This is a genomic window from Pseudokineococcus sp. 5B2Z-1, from assembly GCF_037482305.1.
GTDB lineage: Bacteria > Actinomycetota > Actinomycetes > Actinomycetales > Quadrisphaeraceae > Pseudokineococcus.
In genome coordinates, this window is record NZ_JBBHZG010000010.1 from 1 (window position 1) to 16,783 (window position 16,783).

Sequence of the window (16,783 nt, forward strand, 5' to 3'; positions counted from 1 at the left end):
GGTCCGGCGGGGGCCTCATCTCCCGAAAGGGTTGCCAATCGGCTTGCCCTCCAAGGATGCAAACGGTAGAGTACCTACCGTAAGCAGGACCGAGGGAGAGGGAGCAGGACATGGGACGCACGACGGCGACGAAGGCCAGCAAGAGCGAGGCCGCGGACAAGGTCGCAGCGATGCACGAGGAAGTCGCCGCGGGCGTGACGGCCCTGGTCGAGGACGGCCGCTGGATGGCCATGCTCAAGATGCAGGCGCGCTTCCGCTCCTATTCTCTCGGGAATCTCCTGCTCATCATGAAGCAGTGCCCGTCCGCGACCCAGGTCGCCGGATTCCGTGCATGGCAGGGGCTCGGCCGCCAGGTCCGCAAGGGCGAGAAGAGCATCGGCATCCTCGCGCCGATGACGTTTGCCCCCAAGGGCGACGACGAGAAGGGGGAGAAGTCGACCGGCGAGAAGGCGACCGAGAGCGGCCGCCCCGTGCGCAAGGTCCGCGGCTGGCGCCGGGTGTCCGTCTTTGACGTCGCCCAGACCGACGGCGACGCCCTCCCGCAGATGGCCTCGGGCGTCATCGAGGGCGAGGCCCCGGCGGGTCTGTGGGACGCCCTGGCCGCCCAGGTCAAGGCACACGGCTACGTGCTCGAGCGCGGCGACACCGGCCCCACCGAGGGGTGGACCGACCCCAAGACCCGCGCCGTGCGCATCGGCGGGCACGCCGTGGACGCCCAGGCCGTCGCCGTCCTCGCGCACGAGCTCGGCCACATCGAGTGCGGGCACCTCGACGAGGGCGCTCCCACCTACGCGACCTGCCGGGGCCGCTGCGAGGTCGAGGCCGAGTCCGTCGCCTACGTCGTCGCCACCGCCCACGGGATCGACTGCCGCACCGCCTCGTTCGGCTACGTCGCCGGATGGGCCGGGGGAGACGTCGCCGTGGTGGTCCGCACCGCCGCCGAGACCGTCACCAAGGCCGCCCGCCGCATCCTCGCCGCCCTCGACGGCACCGGCGACGACGAGACCCCCGCCGAGCCCGCACCCGCGGCCGCCACGTCCTGAGCGCCCCCCTGGCGCCCGGACTCGCCACCGTGCGGCACCCGGGCGCCGGGGAGGCCCCCAAGGCCGTCCCGCCGCCACCCACGAAGACCCAAGGAGAGGCCATGAGTGCATCCACGCCGGAGGTCGCAGACGCCCTGGCGCCGCTATGGACAAGTGGGGTGATGCAGGTCTGGCTCATCTTCCTCTCATTCCCGATCGCCATGGGGCTCGCGGCTGCCTTCGCGGTCTCTAGAACACCGGTCTTGTACCGAGAGGTTGCGGCGCGAGCGTGGTTTCCCTACATCCTTCTTTTCGTAGTGCTGGCCCTTCTGGTCGGCGGCATCTACACCGCACAGGCCATCGCTGCCGGCGCCCTTCCCCTCCCGGGCGATGCGCCCTAACGGGCAGCGCACACCCTCCGCCAGCCCGTCGCGCGACGGGGTGCCGCCGAGACAAGACGTGCTGCCAGCAGCGCGAAAAGGGTTGACCAGCGGTCCGCTGGGGCAATACACTTGACCATAGGTCAACGGATAGGGGAGGCTGATGCCGAGCAAGGAGATGCGAGCACTCATCAAGGAGCTGGAGGACCAAGGCTGGCGCGTGGTGCTGGCCCGGAGCGGGCACTACAAGGCGTTCCCGCCGGACAAGAGCCAGAGCATGGTGACGATGCCCTCGACACCGAGTGACCACCGCTCGATGAGAAACACGATCCGCGACCTCAAGCACAGCGGATACACGGAGAAGAAGGAGCGTTGACATGACGACCACCGACGCCGGGGCCCCCACGGGGGTCCCGGCCGCCGGGGCGCACGCGCCCGGCGGCACCGACAGTCAGCACGACTCGCGGGCCCCGCGCACCGGCTGGGCCGTCACCATCACCGCCGACACCGGTCGGGCCGAGGTCGACGAGGACGCGGGCGGGCGGGTGCTGGACGCCCTCGCGGGCCGCTCGCCCGGAGCTGTCACCATCGAGCACCGCCCCGGACCCGACGGCACCACCGAGGCCGGGACGACCGTGGTGTCGGTGACCTTCGACGTCACCGACGCGGAGGCTGCGGACGCGGCTGGCGCCGCGGCTGCTTCCATCGCCCGCGACGCGCTGGCCGCGGCCGGCCTGCCCGTCGCCGGCGACCTGCTCGAGCTGAGCGTGATGACCTGGGCCGAGCAGGAACGGCGCCTGGACGAGCTGGACTTCCCCGAGCTGCTGGGCGTGGCCGAGGTCCAGGACATGTTTGGCGTCTCCAAGCAGCGCCTCGCCACCCTGCGCAAGCGCCCCGGCTTCCCCGAGCCCATCGCCTCCCTGCGCGCCGGACCCGTCTGGACCGCGCCGTCCCTGGCGCGCTTCCTCAAGACCTGGAACCGGGAGGGTGGGCGCCCCCGGACCTCTGACACGGCGGCAGCCGCGTCATGAGTGCAGAGCGTCCGACGCCGGCGGACCTGCGCGAGCTGGCCGCGGCCGCCGACGCCCTCGCCGCACGGATTGAGGTCGTGCAGGCCGCGCTGCGCGATGAGTACCCCGGCGCCCGGTCCCGGGCCGGCTTCCGCCTCGATGACGCCGCCGGCAACGCCCGGCAGGCCTCCCGCGCCCTCGAGGACACCGCTGGCGAGCTCGCCCGGATCGCCGCGACCCCCGAGCACGCCTGCGGGATCGAGTGGGGCGTGTGCCCCCGCCACGGCTCCACGATCACCACCAGCGGCGGGCGGTCCTGGTGCACCGTCGACGGCTGCGGCAACACCTGGGGCTACGACCGGCTGTCCACGCCCTGCCCCGAGCCGGTCACCCACCGCATCACCGACACCACCGGCGCCACCCAGGACGTCTGCGACGGCCACGCCATCGGCGCCCGCGCCCGCGTCACCGGCGTCACCGTCGACCCCATCACCTGACCACCCGGCGCCCCCTTGCGGGCGCCGGCGGGGGAGTCGAACGCGCGTGCGAACCTGACGGGCGTGAGCGAGGGAGAGGGGCCGAGCCGGGCGGCGCAGCAGCGCCATGCCCTGCTCGCCCCCACCGTCCCCGAGGAGCCCGATGGCGCCCGGCCGCCGGCCGGTGGCGGGTCTTCGACGACGGGCGCGCGTGGGGGCGGGCGCCGGCACTGCTGGGTGATCCTCGACGACGTCGCGCCCATGCCCGGGGTCGTGACCATCTGGAACCGCACCGGCGCCGGGTGGCTGGCCCGGGTCGCCTACGTCGTCGACGACGCCGGCACCGTCGCCACCGGCTGGCTGCCCGCCTCGCTGCTGCGCCCCCACGACCCCGCGCCACCGCCGCTGGCCGGCGAGCCCACCGCCTGACCCCGCACCCCCGAGGGCGGGGGAGCGGGGGAGTGAGAGGGGTCAGTCCGGGCGGACGAAGCTCGGCCCGAGCGCCGGCCACGGCTGCGGGGGGCCCGGCCACGGCCGCCGTGGCGTCTCGTCCGCCACCCCGAGCTGCACTGACCGCCCGCAGACTGCGCACCCCACCAGGTACGGGCGCCCCGCCGCCCGGGCTGCCTTCCCCGCGTCCGCGACCCCCGGGTGGAACAGGTGCTCGTGCGGAGGCGGAGAGGGCGGTGCCGGCTCGGTCATGCCCGCGGACCGTAGGAGCGACCACCGACGACGTCGCCCGGGGCTCATTCCGCATCTCACGGCGATGCTTCCGCCAGGATGGGCGGCATGGCGCAGAAGACCCAGGTCATCCTCACCGACGACATCGACGGCGGAGAGGCCACCCAGACGGTGACCTTCGCCTTCCAGGGCACCAGCTACGAGATCGACCTCAACGACGAGCACGCCGCCTCGATCGAGGAGTCCTTCTCCGAGTGGATCACCAACGCCCGCAAGACCACCGGCCGCAGCAGCGCCGCCGGCGGCGGGGCGCCCGCGCGCTCGAGCAGCACCCGCGCGAGCTCGGGACCCAAGCGCACCGACCTCGACGCCGTCCGCGCCTGGGCCCGCGACAACGGCCACGCCGTCTCCGACCGCGGCCGCGTCTCCAACAAGATCCTTCAGGCATACGACACGTCGCGACAGGCTTAGTCGCCCCAGGCGGAAGCAAACATTAAGTGGTGACGTGGAGTCGGTAGCGCAATGGGTGGCCGTCGCTGTCAGCGTTAGCGTGCTCGCCAACTTTGTATCTGGTATCACGCGCGCAGCTGCCCTGCGGCGCGAAGCGACGCTTCTACGTGAACTATTGGCTGTGGAGCCTGATGAGACACGTCGCGCCGTCCTGCTCAGCCTGCAGCGAGCGGCCGTAGGCGGTCTCGTCGCGCGTTCCCTGACTCCGGCAGGACGCTTCTTGCCCCCATTGGCCTACGTCCTGACAGGTGCCTACCTTGTGGGGGCCGGAGGCAAAGCGGTCGGTTCCGCTCTGTCTAGTGGGTCAAGCAACGTTCCCTCCGTTCTGTCCGCGTTGGACTTGAGTGCCACGACGGCTGCGCTGCTAGTCATGCTGACGGTAGGCATCATGTTGAATGGCGCCCTGTCCTTTTGTAATACCCTGGTCGGGCGCGCTGACATTGTTACCTGCTACTACTACGGTTTACCCGTGTCACCGCCTAGGCCCCGGGAGGCGGGAACGCCTAAGCACTTTTCGGCCGAGGTCGCCCGCCGGGCGCTAGCGCCGCGCGCGACGACGAGATGGCGCTTTGGCGTCTTCCGTATGACCTACACGCTGTTCCTCTGCGCCCCGTTACTATTCCTCGGCGCCGTCGCGGCTGTCCTTGGGGGCACTCTGGCGTACGCAGAAATCCCGGATGCGCATAACGCTGACGCCACGCAGACGCTCTCGAACGTCCTGGGTGTGAGCGTGCTAGTCATGCTATTCGCGGCGCTTGCCTCCCTGCGATCCCTCAGGTATCTGCGTCGTATCCTGCAGTGGCACAGTCCTCCTAGCGTTCACCCTGGCTAGTTCACGGTAGAGCCGATATGCCTTACTTGTGGTTGACGAAACGACTCAGGGATCCGCGAGGGAACGACGTAGTCGTTCGATGCCATCGGCGGCACTCTGTGCCCAGACGAAGCCGATCACGTAGTGAATGAAGCTGTTGATGACGTCCATGACGCTCAGGATTGCTAGCTTTTCTGCGGGAGTAGCGGAGTCGGCGTGCTTGTACCTCTGCAGTTGGCTTCGCGCTTCTCTCAGGCTAACCGCCGCCAACTCGTTGAGGACTTGTCGTTGCTGTACGACCGCTCCTGCATAGGAGAAGCATAGAGCTTGGGCCTTTTTCGTCGGCCGCTCACGTCCATCCGGAGTGACGTATGTCATCTCCTTCCAGTCGCCGTAATTCGTTTTGGTCCAGGCGAGAACTTCGTCGTCCGTAAAGGCGGCCCGAAGTAGCCTGTCCAACAACTCAATGAGCGAGTTGGCGGCTTGCGAGACGGCGTCGGGTGAATACTCAAGTGCAGCCTTAGCCCCATCAATCTTGCGCGTGACTACGTTACCGAGGCCGCTTGCAGTTACATGAGCACGGCCGGCTACTATTTCGCGCATGGTCCGCGCCAGGGAGGCAAAGTCATCTTTTCGGAGAGCTTCGACCTCGTCCGGCCGCGCCTCGAGTAGTCCTTCTAGGAGGCTCGCGTCGACTATGCGCTCAAGTGCGGCGTCCACGTCGAGCAGCATCTCAAGAAAAACAGTCTCAACCTTGCCCAGGTTGGAAAACTCCTTGCGTTGAGCCTCTGGCAGGAAGGACCACGCCGAGTCCAGCGCTGAGATATAGGGCATTGCGGCGCGCAGTCCTCGACGAAGGCCGAGGCCAATGATGGCAAGGTCCTTCTTGAGGGCAGCGTCAAGTTCGTCGTACTGCGCGGAACCTAGTACGCGCCTAAGGAATCTCTTTCCGCCAGCGTGCTGCATCTTTCGTATCCAGGAGGGCAGGCCGTCGTTGGCCATACTTGTGAACCGTGCCAGATAGAGTTCCATCTCCCTCTCCGGCAGGCCTTCGGGAAACTGTCGATCGACGAGCTCCTCAATTTTTTGAGTGGGCGTTCTGCCGTCATCGTCGTCGACTAAAGTGGCGATGCCACTGACAATGACGTCCCAAATCACCAACGCTTCGTCACCCACGCCGAGGCGTCGTCGTGTGCTCGCTCGCACCTGATTAAGCGCCGGGGCGAAGGTCGAGTACGACCGGTTCGGCGAGAGCCCAGCGTTCGCGTCATCGCTCGAAGTCTCTTTCGCCACGTAAGAAGAGTAGGTGAGGGGGGTGACAGCGCGGCGGAAACGGCCTCGTCGGGCCGGAGGCTCGGCGTAGCGCTAACCAAGGTTTCTGGCACAGCGGCCCGACGGCGCCGCCGCGGGCGTCCGGAACCGTGTCCCACTACGTCCGCTGCCTCGGGCACCGGAGCAACGGACACCCATTAAGGGACAGTTGTCGACACCTGCGCGTGTCGCGGGCCGCCTGCCGCGGGGCTCGGCCCTCGTCTGCGCAGCGACCCGACCGGGTCGACGGCGTCCACGGCTCGCTGGCCGTCGGGGCTCTCGAGCGCCCGTGTGGCGTCCCGTTCAGCGCACCGCTACGGGACGGACCATCCGGACGGGTCTGCTGGGACGCGGATCACGAGGCGCTGCCTCGGTGCGGTCCTGGCCTGCACCGTCGCCGGTAAGGGGTTGCTTGCTGGGACAGGGCCGGTCGTGTTCGGCTGGTAATGGAGCAGCTTCAGGCCGGTGTGGTCAGGGATCTACGACGGTGGGTCGTCCGAGCCAGCGGGGTGTCCTGGCGTGGTAGTCGCGGTAGGGGGCGCCGAAGTGGTGGGTGAGGTGGCGCTCTTCGGTGGGGACCCAGGCCCGGTAGACGGCGGCGAGGGCGGCGGTCAGGGCCAGCGAGGCAGGGGAGCGGCGGGCGGCGGCAGCGCCGGTGAGCGCGGCGACGGCGCCGGTGTACTGGGGGTTGCGGCTGTAGCGGTAGACCCCGCCGGCGACGAGGGGCCCGGCGTCGGTGCCGGTGAGCTGGGCTGGTCCGGCAAAGCGCCGGAACCCGGCGAGGACGAGGGCGCTGCCGGCTCCGGTGAGGGCCAGGGCTGCCACCCGTGCCGGTGCTGGTAGCGGGGGCGAGGTCGGCCGCCGGGCGAAAGCGGTGGTGAGCAGGGCGGCGTGGGCGGCGTAGCCGGTCCACATCCACGCGGCGGTACCGGTACGTAGCCGGCCGTCGCGCTCGAGGTCGCGGCGCATCCGGCCCAGCAGCACCGGGGTGGCGGCCAGCGCCGGTGCCGTAACCACGAGCACGGCGCCGCCGGTGGGGCGGCCCGCGTGTCGGCGGGTGGGTCGAGGCTCAGGCATGGGAGGGCGCCTCGTGCCGGTGGTGGGTCAGGGGTTCGAGCTGGAAAGTGGAGTGCTCGATCGAGACGGTGAAGTGCTCGGCGACGCAGGCCTGGAGGGCGTCGAGCATGCGGGGGGCGTGGCCGTCGTGGAAGCAGGAGTCGTCCACGACGACGTGGGCGGTCAGCACGGGCAGGCCGGTGACGATCTCCGAGGCGTGCAGGTCGTGCACGGCGTGGACGTGCTCGAGCTCGAGCAGGTGGGCGCGCACGGAGTCCAGGTCCAGTCCGCGGGGGGTGGACTCCAGCAGCACCCGGGTCGCCTCGCGCAGGATGCTCAGCGTCCTGGGGATGATCAGGACCGCGATGAGGATCGAGGCCAGTGCGTCGGCGCGCTGGAACCCGGTGGTGGCGATCACCACGGCCGAGGCGAGCACGGCGACCGAGCCCAGGGCGTCGTTGAAGACCTCGAGGAAGGCGGCGCGGGTGTTGATGCTGGACCCACGGCCGCGGACCAGCACGAGCAGGCCGACGACGTTGACGGCCAGTCCGACGGCGCCGAAGACGACCACGGCGGTGGCCTGGACCGGTGGGGGGTCGATCAGGCGTCGTACGCCCTCGACGAGGACGAGGACCCCGACGGCGAGCAGGACCGAGGCCTGCACGCTGGCGCCGAGGACCTCGGCGCGTCGGTAGCCCCAGGTCCGTCGGGCGGTGGCCGGGCGCAGCGCCAGCGTCGCGGCGACCAGGGCGATGGCCAGGCCGGCGACGTCGGTCAGCATGTGCCCGGCGTCGGCCGCCAGCGCCAGGCTCCCGGAGACCAGCGCGCCGATCACCTCGACGACCATCACGGTCGAGGTCAACGCGAGCACCACCACCAGCCGGGTCCGCTGCGACCCCGCACCGCTACCGGCAGCCGGTGCGTGGGTGTGTCCGCTCACCGGGCAGCGCCCGAGGGCGGCCGGGGCGAGGTGTCGCTGCCCGCCGGCGTCGGGGTGCAGCATCCAGCGGCGCAGCAGCCACCACCTGCCGGGGAGGACTGCTCGACGCCGAGGTCGGCGTGGCCGTGCGCCGGCGCGGTTACCGCGGCGACCGGGGTGCAGCAGGCGTCTCCGCGCCACGCCTCGCGGCCCTCCTTGACGGCGACGGCAGCGATGACCAGGGCAGCCAGCGGGTCGGCCCAGGTCCACCCCAGCAGGCTGTTCAGCAGCAGCCCGACCAGCAACACCCCGGACAGGTAGGTGCACAGCAGCGTCTGCTTGGAGTCCGCGACCGCCGAGGCCGACCCGAGCTCACGACCGGTGCGGCGCTCGAACCACGACAGGAACGGCATCACGACGAGGCTGAGCGCCGCCAGCGCGATCCCGACGCTCGAGTGCTCGGCCTCGGCGGCCCCCAGCAGGGTCCGCGCGGCGTCGAGCGTGACGAAGGCCGCCAGGGCGAAGAAGGACACCGCGATCACCCGCATCGCCGCCCGTTCCCGCGCCCGCGGGTCGGGGGCGGCGAACTGCCACGCGACCGCGGCCGCCGAGGCGACCTCGACCACGGAGTCCAGACCGAAGCCGACCAGGGCGGCCGAGGAGGCCATCCGCCCGGCGGTGATCGCGACCACCGCCTCGACCACGTTCCAGGTGATCGTGGCGGCCACGACCAGACGCACCCGCCGGGTCAGCACCGCCCGGCGCGCCGCGTCGTCGGTTGCTGCGGGCACGCGGGAGGTCCACGCCATCACGCCACCACCGGACCCGCGAGGTCGACCCGTCGGTCGGGCCGGCCCTCGACCGGCGGCTCGGTCGCCACCGTGTCGGTGGCCCCGTGGACGCCGTGGACGCCGTGGACGCGCGGGACGCCGAGGACGGCGAGCAGCTCGCGCCCGAGGGCGGTCAACCGGTAGACCACGAGCTTGCCGTCGCGGCGGGAGGACGCCAACCCGCACGAGCGCAGGACGCGGGCGTGGTGGGAGACGAGGTTCGCCGCCAGGCCGGTGACCCAGGCCAGGTCGCACCCGCACATCGGCCCGCCGGTGGCGAGGGCCAGCGCGATCCGCAGCCGGGTCGGGTCGCCGAGAGCCTTGGCCCGGGCGGCGGCCCCCTCCAGGTCCGGCACGGGCGGTAGCGCGGTGCGCACCGCCTCGGCGTGCGGCAGGTCCAGGCACAACAGGTCACACGTCTCGTCCTCCACGGTCACATCCTAATCCCCGTTGATTCGTCGTGGGGCGAGTCGACGCCCGTGCCGGTGCAGGTGGAAGGCGGACGTAGCGTCCGGTGGGTGGCAGTCGACCGTAGGTGGCCAGCTCTGCACGCGCAGGTGGCCGTCAGCGCGGGCCGGTCGCCGGTCCCCGGTGCGCGTGGGGGGCCGCCGCTGCCGGTTGCCCTGGTGCTCGCCGCGGCCGGCGGTGGAATGACGTGGGCGGCGTTTCCCGGCGCGCTCGGAACGGGTGGGGTGTGGCCGGCGTCGGTGGTGGGGGTAGGTGCGCTGGTGCTGGCCACCCGTGGGCGGCGGGCCCGGGCGGGGCTGGGGGTGGGGTTGGTCTTCGGGCTGACTTTCTTGGTGCCTCACCTGGCCTGGAGCGGGACCTATGTAGGACTGCTGCCATGGGTGGCGTTGGCCACGGCTTGTGCGGGGTTCTATGCAGTGCTGGGGGCGGTGATGCCCTTCCTGCAGCGGCTGCCCGCCGGGTGGTCGATCGTGGCGGTGACCGGCGGGTGGGTCGCGATCGAGGCTGCCCGGGCGCGGGTGCCCTTCGGTGGGTTTCCGTGGGGGCGGTTGGCCTTCTCCCAGGTGGACTCCCCGGCCGCGGGGTGGGCTGCGGTGGGAGGTGCGCCGTTGGTCACCGCGGCCGTGGTGGCCGCCGGGACGGCCCTGGCCCTAGCGGTGTTGGCCGCTGCGGCGGCAGCGGGGACGGGCCGCCGGGCGCCGTCGGCGTCGCCGCGCTCGACAGCTGTGGCAAGCAGGGCTGGGGTGCTGACCTTGACCGCGGTGCTGGTGCTGGCGGCGGGGGCGATGGTGCCTCGCCCGAGCGCGCCGCAGGCCGGGACCGCGCAGGTGGCTGCCGTGCAGGGGAACGTGCCGCGCCCGGGGCTGAACTTCAACGCCGAGCGCCGGGCCGTCTTGGACAACCACGTGCAAGCGACGCTGGAGTACGCGCGCGAGGTTCAGGTCGGCGCCGCGTCACGCCCGGACCTGGTCCTGTGGCCGGAGAACGCCAGCGACATCGACCCCTACCTCGACGACAAGGCACGCCAGGACATCGAGGCGACCGCCCGGGCTGTGCAGGCGCCGCTGCTGGTCGGGGCGGTGCTGGATGGGCCGGGGGAGTACCTGTCCAACGCCGGGCTGGTGGTCACCCCAGCCCGGGGCCTGGAAGGTGCCACCACTGTGCCCGGCCGCAGCTACGTCAAGCGCCGGCCCGCGCCCTTCGGGGAGTACATCCCCTACCGCGACTTCTTCCGTCTCTTCAGCGACAAGGTCGACCTGGTCGCCCGCGACTTCCTGCCCGGCACCAAGGGCGGTGTGGTGGTGATGGGCGGTGTCCGCGTCGGCGATGTCATCTGCTTCGAGGTGGCCTTCGACGACCTGGTGCGTGACTCGGTGCGCGCGGGGGCGCAGATGCTCGTCGTCCAGACCAACAACGCCACCTTCGGGTACTCCGACGAAGCCGTCCAGCAGCTGGCGATGTCCCGGCTGCGAGCCATCGAGACCGGCCGCGCCGTCGTGCAGATCTCTACCGTGGGGGTCAGCAGCATCGTCGCTCCCGACGGCAGCGCCCCGGTGCGCACCGACCTGTTCACTCAGGAGGTCTTGCGCGGCCAGGTGCCCTTGCGGACCTCCCAGACGCTCGCCACCCGCTTGGGGCCGGTCCCGGAGGTGGTGCTGGGGGCGGGAGCGCTGCTGCCTCTGGTGTCCCGATGGTCCCGGAGACGGCGGTCTCACCGTCAACGGGTTGGATCAGGTCGGCAGCCCTGAGTCGACCCGTGAGCACCTCGCCCACACCCGGTGCCTTCAACGGGCGTGCGAGCAGAGCCGTGACACCACGAGCGCTAGGGGTGCGGGGTGAGGCGGCGACGGTGTGCCGGCCGGGGTAGCGGCGTTCCTGCTCAGCGCTGGCCGTGGCAGGTGGGGACGCCGACGCGCCGGTGCTCGGGCTGGCCGATGGGAGCGCTCCAGGCGCCCGGGCGAAGGTCTGCCTGCGGTTGCGCAGACGGGCCCCGACCGGCGCGCGACCTCGTCCACACCTCAACGTAGGTTGCTTTGTTACCGTCGGGTCACGGACGTCAGTCCGGCTTGCGCAGCAGCCCGTCACCACATCCTCGACCTGGAGGCCGACCGTGCCCAGTACCCCCGCGCCACCGCCCGCCGGGGCGGCTGCGCTCAGCCGCGCCCAGCGGCGGGTTCACAGGACGGGCCGGGTACTGGGGGGCCTGGCCGGTGGGTTCTTGGCCGCGGTGGCCGCCTTGGTGGTAGTGACGCTGGTCACTGGTGGCCGCAACGCACCGCCGCCGCCCGGCGCCCAGGTGCCGGTGGTGGCGGCGGACAGCCACTACTTGTCCGACGCCGGGCCAGATGCTCCGGTGCTGGTGGAGTTCTTGGACTTCGAGTGCGAGGCGTGCGCGGCGGCCTACCCGCTCGTCGAGCAGATCCGGGAGGAGTACGACGGCCGTCTCAGCGTGGTCGCCCGGTACTTCCCTTTGCCCGGGCACGCCAACGCCGAGAACGCCGCGGTAGCCGTGGAGGCCGCCGCCGGCCAGGGCGCCTTCGAGGCCATGTATCAGCGCATGTACGCCACCCAGGCGCAGTGGGGCGAGCAGCAGCAGTCCCAGGCCGACCTGTTCCGGACCTTCGCCGCCGACCTCGGGCTGGACCTGGCCGCCTACGACGCGGCGGTGGCCGACCCGGCGACCCTGTCACGGGTGGGGCGCGACCTCACCGACGGGCAGGCCCTGGGGGTCCAGTCCACCCCGACGTTCTTCCTCGACGGCCAGCGCATCGAGCCGACGAGCATCGAGGACTTCCGTGCCCAGGTCGACGCGGCCCTCGCGCAGCGGCGGTGAGCGCCGCCGACAGCGCACCAGCACGGCGGTCGGCGCCGTCGACAACCGCAGCTGCCAGCCCGCGGGGCCGTGCCGGTCCTACCCCTTCGAATCTTGAGGACGTACACCTGTGAAGCGCACCACCGCATCCGTCAGGACCGCTCCTACCCGCGCGGGGAGCCGCCTGAGAGTCCGTTCGAGCAGGCGGGCGCAAGCCCGCCGGTCCCTGGCGGTCGTCAGTGCTGCGGTCGTGGTGTCCCTGGCCACCGGTGCTAGCCCGGCGACGGCCGCTCCCGCTCCCGGGGCGGGGCAGGCGCCGACGGCGCAGAAGGAGGCTGTCGACGCGGCTTTGGAGGCGTTGCAGGAGGACCTCGTGGGCACCTCGAGGGAGTTGACGGCGGCCTACGCCGAGTACGCCGCCGTGCAGGAGCAGCTGCCGGGGGCCCAGCGGGCCGCGGATCTGGCCGCCGAGGTCCAGGTTCGCGCGCAGGCCGCTGCGCAGGAGCTCGCCAACCGGCTGGCCGCCTCGCGGACCGCGCAGGCCGCCGCCGCGGCCAGCGTGCAGGCCAGCCAGGAGTCGATGGACGCCTCTGCTGCCGCGATCGGGCGCCTGGCCGCGGAGTCCTACCGCAGCAGCGGTACCCCCAGGGCGCTGTCGCTGGCGCTGGGGTCCCAGGATGCGGCGGACTACGCCTCTCGGACTGCGGCGATCTCTGGGCTGTCTTCCGCCGAGGCCGACCTGCTCGCTGCCGCGGAGGCCGACCAGGCTGTGCGCTCCAGCGCGGCCACACGCCTGGACGCCGTCCGTGAGCAGGTCGCCGCCCTGGAAGCCGAGGCCCGCGAGCAGGCCGGGGTCGCCGAGCAGGCTGCCGTCGACGCCCGCGCCCGCCAGGCCGAGATCGAGGCGCTGGCCGTACGCAGGCAGGCCGCGGTCGCCACCATCGAGAGCCGCCAGGACGAGGAGCAGGCCCGCCTGGATCAGTTGCAGGCCGAGTCCGATGCCCTCGGCAGCCGGCTCCGTGAGATCGCCGAGGCCGACAAGGCCCGGGCCGCCGCCGAGGCGGCCGAGGCGGCGGCCCGCGCGAGCGCCCAGACCGCGCCGCGGGAGCAGGCCTCGCGGGCGCCCTCGGCGGCCAGCCGTTCGGCCAGCCGTGACAGCGGCAGCACGCTGCGGCGCCCCGAGGGGCGCATCACCTCCCCGTACGGCATGCGGATGCATCCCATCCGCGGGTACATGCGTATGCATTCCGGTGTCGACCTGGCCGCCGGGTGCGGCAGCCCCATCCGTGCCGCCGAGGACGGTGAGATCGTCTCGGCCGGCTACAACGGCAGCTACGGCAACATCACCGTGGTCAACCACGGCCTCATCGACGGCCAGTCCGTCGCGACCGCTTACCCCCACATGAGCGGCTTCACCAAGACCTCCGGGACGGTCACCCGCGGAGAGATCCTCGGCTACGAGGGCCAGACCGGCGCCGTGACCGGCTGTCACCTGCACTTCGAGGTCCGGGTCAACGGCAACGCCGTCGATCCCATGGGCTGGATCTGACAGCGGTGGCCGGGGTGGGCTGGCTCGCGCCTGGCGCGTGGAAGGTGGCGGTCTGGGCCGTGGCGGCTGCCGTCGGTGCCAGCGGCTGCGCCACATCGGCCTCACCAGGGGGCACCCAGCAGGTCGACCAGGGGTACGTCGCCGGGGACGGCAGCTTGGTGCAGCTGGCAGCCGAAGATCGCGCTGACCCGGTCGAGATGTCCGGGCAGACCTTGACCGGTGAGCAGGTCGACATCACCGACTGGCGCGGCGACGTAGTCGTGCTGAACACCTGGTTCGCCGCCTGCGGGCCCTGCCGCAAGGAGGCGCCGGACCTGGCGGTGATCTCGGCCGAGACCGCCCCGGACCGGGTCCGCTTCCTGGGCATCAACACCCGCGACGGGGCTGCCCAGGCCATCGCCTTCGAGGAGCAGTACGGCGTGCCCTACCCCTCGCTGCTCGACCGCGACGGGCTCTCGGTGCAGGCGCTGCACGGCGCGCTGCCCCCCTCGGCGACCCCGACCACGCTGGTGCTGGACCGTCAGGGGCGGGTCACCGCCCGCTTCCTCGGCCAGATCGACCCGTCGCTGCTGCGCGCGGTGATCGCCCAGACGCTGCAGGAGTCACAGTGAGCCCGGTGCCGTACGCCGCACCGGACACTCTCGGGGCGGTCACCTTCGCCGGGCCGATGCTGCTGGCCCTGCCGGTCGCAGCGTTGGCCGGTCTGGTCTCGTTCGCCTCCCCGTGCGTGCTGCCGCTGGTGCCCGGCTATCTGGGGTACGTCACCGGTCTGGCCGGCGCCACAGCGCCCAGCCCTGCACCACCCGGCCCCGCAGCGCTCAGCCCTGTGGAGTCGGGCCCGACCGGGGAGGCGGGGAAGGCCGGCGTCGGTGGGCTGGCGGGCCGTGGTCGCCGCACGCTGCTGGCCGGGGCCGGGCTCTTCGTCCTGGGCTTCAGTGTCGTGTTCATCGTCATCGGCTTCAGCGCGGGAGTCCTGGGCGGGCTCTTGGCCCAGTGGGCCAGTGAGATCGCCCGGGTGCTGGGGGTGCTGGTCGTCCTGCTCGGCCTGGCCTTCGCCGGCGTCCTACCCGCGCTGCCCGTGTTGGGGCGCACGGCCACCGCCAGGGTGCGACCACGCCCAGGTCTGGCTGGTGCGCCGCTGCTCGGGGTGACCTTCGGTCTCGGGTGGACACCCTGCATGGGACCGACCCTGGCGGCGATCACCTCCCTGGCGTTCGTCTCCGGCTCCGGTACCCGCAGCATCGTCCTGGCGGGTGCCTACGCCGCCGGCCTGGGCATCCCGTTCGTCCTGGTCGCCCTGGCCGCTGCCCGAGGTGCTCGAGGGTTGGAAGGCCTGCGCCGCCACCGCCTGGCTCTGGCCCGGGCCGGCGGAGCACTGCTCGTCGTGGTGGGCGTGCTGCTGGTCACCGGTGTGTGGGGGCAGTGGACCAGCGCCCTGGGCGCACGTTTCGCCAGCTGGGCTCTGCTCTAGAGGTCCACATCGGCGCGACGCCCGGGGTCTCGCGCCGACACGACACCCCACCGCAGTGAAAGGAAGGACAAAAGTGCTGGAGATCCTGGCCGCGCTGGCCCCCAGCCTGTTCGTCGGGTTGCTGTTCTGGTGGGTAATCCGGTCGATGCTGAACGGTGACCGCCGCGAACGCGAAGCCCTGGCCAGGCTCGACGCCCACGAGAGCCAGCGCTCACGCGCAGGCCAGGAGCCCGCCCACGAGCCCGCCCACGAGGCGCCGGACGCCGCTGCGTTGAGTCGCGACCGTGATTCCTCCCGAGGCGAGCACAGCCTTCGGGCTCCGGGGGCGAGCGGGGCCGGAGAGGCCCGCTGATGGACACCGGGGTGCCGGTATGGGTCCCGACAGCGCCGCCGTCGCTGGCCACGTTGTTCGCCCCAACCCTGCAACCACTGCCCGTCCTGCCGGCGCTGGCTGTGGTGATGGCGACGGCCTATATGGCCGGGGCGGTGCGGATGTGGACCACCGGACGACGCTGGTCGCCGTGGGCGACGCTGTCGTTCCTCAGCGGCTGCGCGGTCCTGGTGGTGGTGATGGGCTTCGGCATCGAGGGCTACGGTCTGCGCCTGTTCTCGGCCTTCATGTTCCAGCAGCTGACGTTGATGATGGCTGTGCCGCCGCTGCTGGTGCTGGGTCGCCCCGGCACCCTCCTGCTGCGGGCGGCCCCGCACCACGGCGCCGGACGACTGCTGCTGCGCGGCGCGCACTGGGGGCTGAGGTCTCGCCTAGGACGAGTGCTACTGCACCCAGCCTTCATGGTGCCCCTCTTCCTGGTCTGCTTCTACGGGCTCTACCTGACCGACCTGGCCAGCTCGGTGCTGTCGACCTGGGCCGGGCACACCAGCCTTGAGATCGCCTTCCTCGCAGCCGGGGTGCTGTTCACCGCCGCGGTCCTGTCCCGCGACCCGCTGCCGGTCCGTCAGAGCCACCTCGGGCGAGCCGCCGACATGTTCCTAGAAATGCCCCTGCACGCCTTCTTCGGCGTCATCGTGATGCTCTCGGTCACGCCGTTGGTTACCGTCTTCGCCGCCCCGCCACCGGGGTGGGGCGTCGACGTCATCGCCGACCAGGAGCTGGCCGGCGCCCTGGCCTGGTCCTACGGCGAGATTCCCTCCGTGCTGCTACTGCTCATCATCTTCGTGCGCTGGCACCGCGAGGAGGACCGTGGCTCCCGCGCCCGTGACCGCCACGTCGACCAGTACGGCGACGCGGATCTGGAGGCCTACAACGCCTACCTCCAGCAGCTCCAACACCGCAGCCACTGACCCACCTCGACTCCTCGGTAATCGTCAGCGGGGGCTGGCCAACCAGCGATCGGATGTGGGACGGCCCGTCGTCGTCGCTGCCGGTGTCCTTGGCCGGCCAAGGCGCATCGGTAGGCGGTCGTCAGCGGGCGCTGCCGACGAGGGGTTCGTGTGACGCGGGGGGGGGGGGGGGGGG

Annotated in this window: 19 protein-coding genes; 14 read left to right on the forward strand and 5 right to left on the reverse strand. The window is 71.7% G+C overall.

What is annotated here, in order from left to right:
• The first annotated feature begins 110 nt into the window (after window positions 1-110).
• From WDV85_RS16530 to WDV85_RS16560, 7 genes are all read left to right on the forward strand, one after another.
• A complete protein-coding gene (locus WDV85_RS16530) occupies window positions 111-1,043 on the forward strand; it encodes an ArdC-like ssDNA-binding domain-containing protein (RefSeq protein ID WP_339571664.1) in 933 nt (310 codons plus the stop codon).
• A gap of 101 nt (window positions 1,044-1,144) precedes the next feature.
• Window positions 1,145-1,423 carry a hypothetical protein gene (locus WDV85_RS16535; protein ID WP_339571665.1) on the forward strand — a complete coding sequence of 93 codons (279 nt, stop codon included), beginning with the start codon at window positions 1,145-1,147 and terminating at the stop codon, window positions 1,421-1,423.
• 142 nt (window positions 1,424-1,565) lie between these two features.
• Complete coding sequence (locus WDV85_RS16540) at window positions 1,566-1,778, forward strand: hypothetical protein (protein ID WP_339571666.1); 213 nt, start codon at window positions 1,566-1,568, stop codon at window positions 1,776-1,778.
• Between the two features lies 1 nt (window position 1,779).
• Complete coding sequence (locus WDV85_RS16545) at window positions 1,780-2,433, forward strand: hypothetical protein (RefSeq protein WP_339571667.1); 654 nt, start codon at window positions 1,780-1,782, stop codon at window positions 2,431-2,433.
• Entirely contained in the window at window positions 2,430-2,909 is a 480-nt protein-coding gene (locus WDV85_RS16550) for a hypothetical protein (protein ID WP_339571668.1), read from the forward strand. The genes WDV85_RS16545 and WDV85_RS16550 overlap by 4 nt, the downstream gene beginning before the upstream one ends.
• 63 nt (window positions 2,910-2,972) lie before the next feature.
• Window positions 2,973-3,317, forward strand: coding sequence for a hypothetical protein (locus WDV85_RS16555; protein WP_339571669.1), 345 nt, complete (start codon window positions 2,973-2,975; stop codon window positions 3,315-3,317).
• A 360-nt stretch (window positions 3,318-3,677) separates the two neighbouring features.
• Window positions 3,678-4,040 carry a histone-like nucleoid-structuring protein Lsr2 gene (locus WDV85_RS16560; RefSeq protein WP_339571670.1) on the forward strand — a complete coding sequence of 121 codons (363 nt, stop codon included), beginning with the start codon at window positions 3,678-3,680 and terminating at the stop codon, window positions 4,038-4,040.
• 916 nt (window positions 4,041-4,956) lie between these two features.
• Here WDV85_RS16560 and WDV85_RS16565 read toward each other — a convergent pair.
• From WDV85_RS16565 to WDV85_RS16585, 5 genes are all read right to left on the reverse strand, one after another.
• Complete coding sequence (locus tag WDV85_RS16565; protein WP_339571671.1) at window positions 4,957-6,183, reverse strand: hypothetical protein; 1,227 nt, start codon at window positions 6,181-6,183, stop codon at window positions 4,957-4,959.
• A 489-nt stretch (window positions 6,184-6,672) separates the two neighbouring features.
• Window positions 6,673-7,224 carry a methyltransferase family protein gene (locus tag WDV85_RS16570; RefSeq protein WP_339571672.1) on the reverse strand — a complete coding sequence of 184 codons (552 nt, stop codon included), beginning with the start codon at window positions 7,222-7,224 and terminating at the stop codon, window positions 6,673-6,675.
• Between the two features lie 46 nt (window positions 7,225-7,270).
• Entirely contained in the window at window positions 7,271-8,119 is an 849-nt protein-coding gene (locus WDV85_RS16575) for a cation diffusion facilitator family transporter (RefSeq protein WP_445263373.1), read from the reverse strand.
• A 74-nt stretch (window positions 8,120-8,193) separates the two neighbouring features.
• Window positions 8,194-8,985 (reverse strand): cation transporter, encoded by a 792-nt coding sequence (locus WDV85_RS16580; RefSeq protein ID WP_445263376.1) that lies wholly within the window; start codon window positions 8,983-8,985, stop codon window positions 8,194-8,196.
• Window positions 8,985-9,437, reverse strand: a complete 453-nt coding sequence (locus WDV85_RS16585; protein ID WP_339571675.1) for an ArsR/SmtB family transcription factor — start codon at window positions 9,435-9,437, stop codon at window positions 8,985-8,987. Before WDV85_RS16585 ends, WDV85_RS16580 begins: the two co-directional genes overlap by 1 nt.
• An 87-nt stretch (window positions 9,438-9,524) precedes the next feature.
• On the opposite strand from WDV85_RS16585, the gene lnt reads away from it, so the two are divergent.
• The 7 genes from lnt to WDV85_RS16620 all read left to right on the forward strand — a co-directional run bounded on the left by lnt (window position 9,525) and on the right by WDV85_RS16620 (window position 16,608).
• The gene (lnt, locus tag WDV85_RS16590) at window positions 9,525-11,222 is read left to right on the forward strand and encodes an apolipoprotein N-acyltransferase (protein WP_339571676.1); all 1,698 of its coding nucleotides are present in this window, start codon (window positions 9,525-9,527) and stop codon (window positions 11,220-11,222) included.
• 557 nt (window positions 11,223-11,779) lie between these two features.
• The gene (locus WDV85_RS16595; RefSeq protein ID WP_339571677.1) at window positions 11,780-12,307 is read left to right on the forward strand and encodes a DsbA family protein; all 528 of its coding nucleotides are present in this window, start codon (window positions 11,780-11,782) and stop codon (window positions 12,305-12,307) included.
• Window positions 12,308-12,659: 352 nt separating this feature from the next.
• Window positions 12,660-13,835, forward strand: coding sequence for a M23 family metallopeptidase (locus WDV85_RS16600; RefSeq protein ID WP_339571678.1), 1,176 nt, complete (start codon window positions 12,660-12,662; stop codon window positions 13,833-13,835).
• 5 nt (window positions 13,836-13,840) lie between these two features.
• Complete coding sequence (locus WDV85_RS16605; protein ID WP_339571679.1) at window positions 13,841-14,446, forward strand: TlpA family protein disulfide reductase; 606 nt, start codon at window positions 13,841-13,843, stop codon at window positions 14,444-14,446.
• The gene (locus tag WDV85_RS16610; RefSeq protein WP_339571680.1) at window positions 14,443-15,306 is read left to right on the forward strand and encodes a cytochrome c biogenesis CcdA family protein; all 864 of its coding nucleotides are present in this window, start codon (window positions 14,443-14,445) and stop codon (window positions 15,304-15,306) included. The genes WDV85_RS16605 and WDV85_RS16610 overlap by 4 nt, the downstream gene beginning before the upstream one ends.
• Window positions 15,307-15,379: 73 nt before the next feature.
• Complete coding sequence (locus tag WDV85_RS16615) at window positions 15,380-15,658, forward strand: hypothetical protein (RefSeq protein WP_339571681.1); 279 nt, start codon at window positions 15,380-15,382, stop codon at window positions 15,656-15,658.
• Entirely contained in the window at window positions 15,658-16,608 is a 951-nt protein-coding gene (locus WDV85_RS16620; RefSeq protein ID WP_298806819.1) for a cytochrome c oxidase assembly protein, read from the forward strand. Before WDV85_RS16615 ends, WDV85_RS16620 begins: the two co-directional genes overlap by 1 nt.
• The last annotated feature ends 175 nt before the right edge of the window (window positions 16,609-16,783 follow it).

Bases quoted from the DNA above. Each gene is read 5' to 3' on its own strand.
- WDV85_RS16530 (WP_339571664.1), top strand. From the start codon at position 111: ATGGGACGCACGACGGCGACGAAGGCCAGCAAGAGCGAGGCCGCGGAC.
- WDV85_RS16535 (WP_339571665.1), top strand. From the start codon at position 1,145: ATGAGTGCATCCACGCCGGAGGTCGCAGACGCCCTGGCGCCGCTATGG.
- WDV85_RS16540 (WP_339571666.1), top strand. From the start codon at position 1,566: ATGCCGAGCAAGGAGATGCGAGCACTCATCAAGGAGCTGGAGGACCAA.
- WDV85_RS16545 (WP_339571667.1), top strand. From the start codon at position 1,780: ATGACGACCACCGACGCCGGGGCCCCCACGGGGGTCCCGGCCGCCGGG.
- WDV85_RS16550 (WP_339571668.1), top strand. From the start codon at position 2,430: ATGAGTGCAGAGCGTCCGACGCCGGCGGACCTGCGCGAGCTGGCCGCG.
- WDV85_RS16560 (WP_339571670.1), top strand. From the start codon at position 3,678: ATGGCGCAGAAGACCCAGGTCATCCTCACCGACGACATCGACGGCGGA.
- WDV85_RS16580 (WP_445263376.1), bottom strand. From the start codon at position 8,985: ATGGCGTGGACCTCCCGCGTGCCCGCAGCAACCGACGACGCGGCGCGC.
- WDV85_RS16620 (WP_298806819.1), top strand. From the start codon at position 15,658: ATGGACACCGGGGTGCCGGTATGGGTCCCGACAGCGCCGCCGTCGCTG.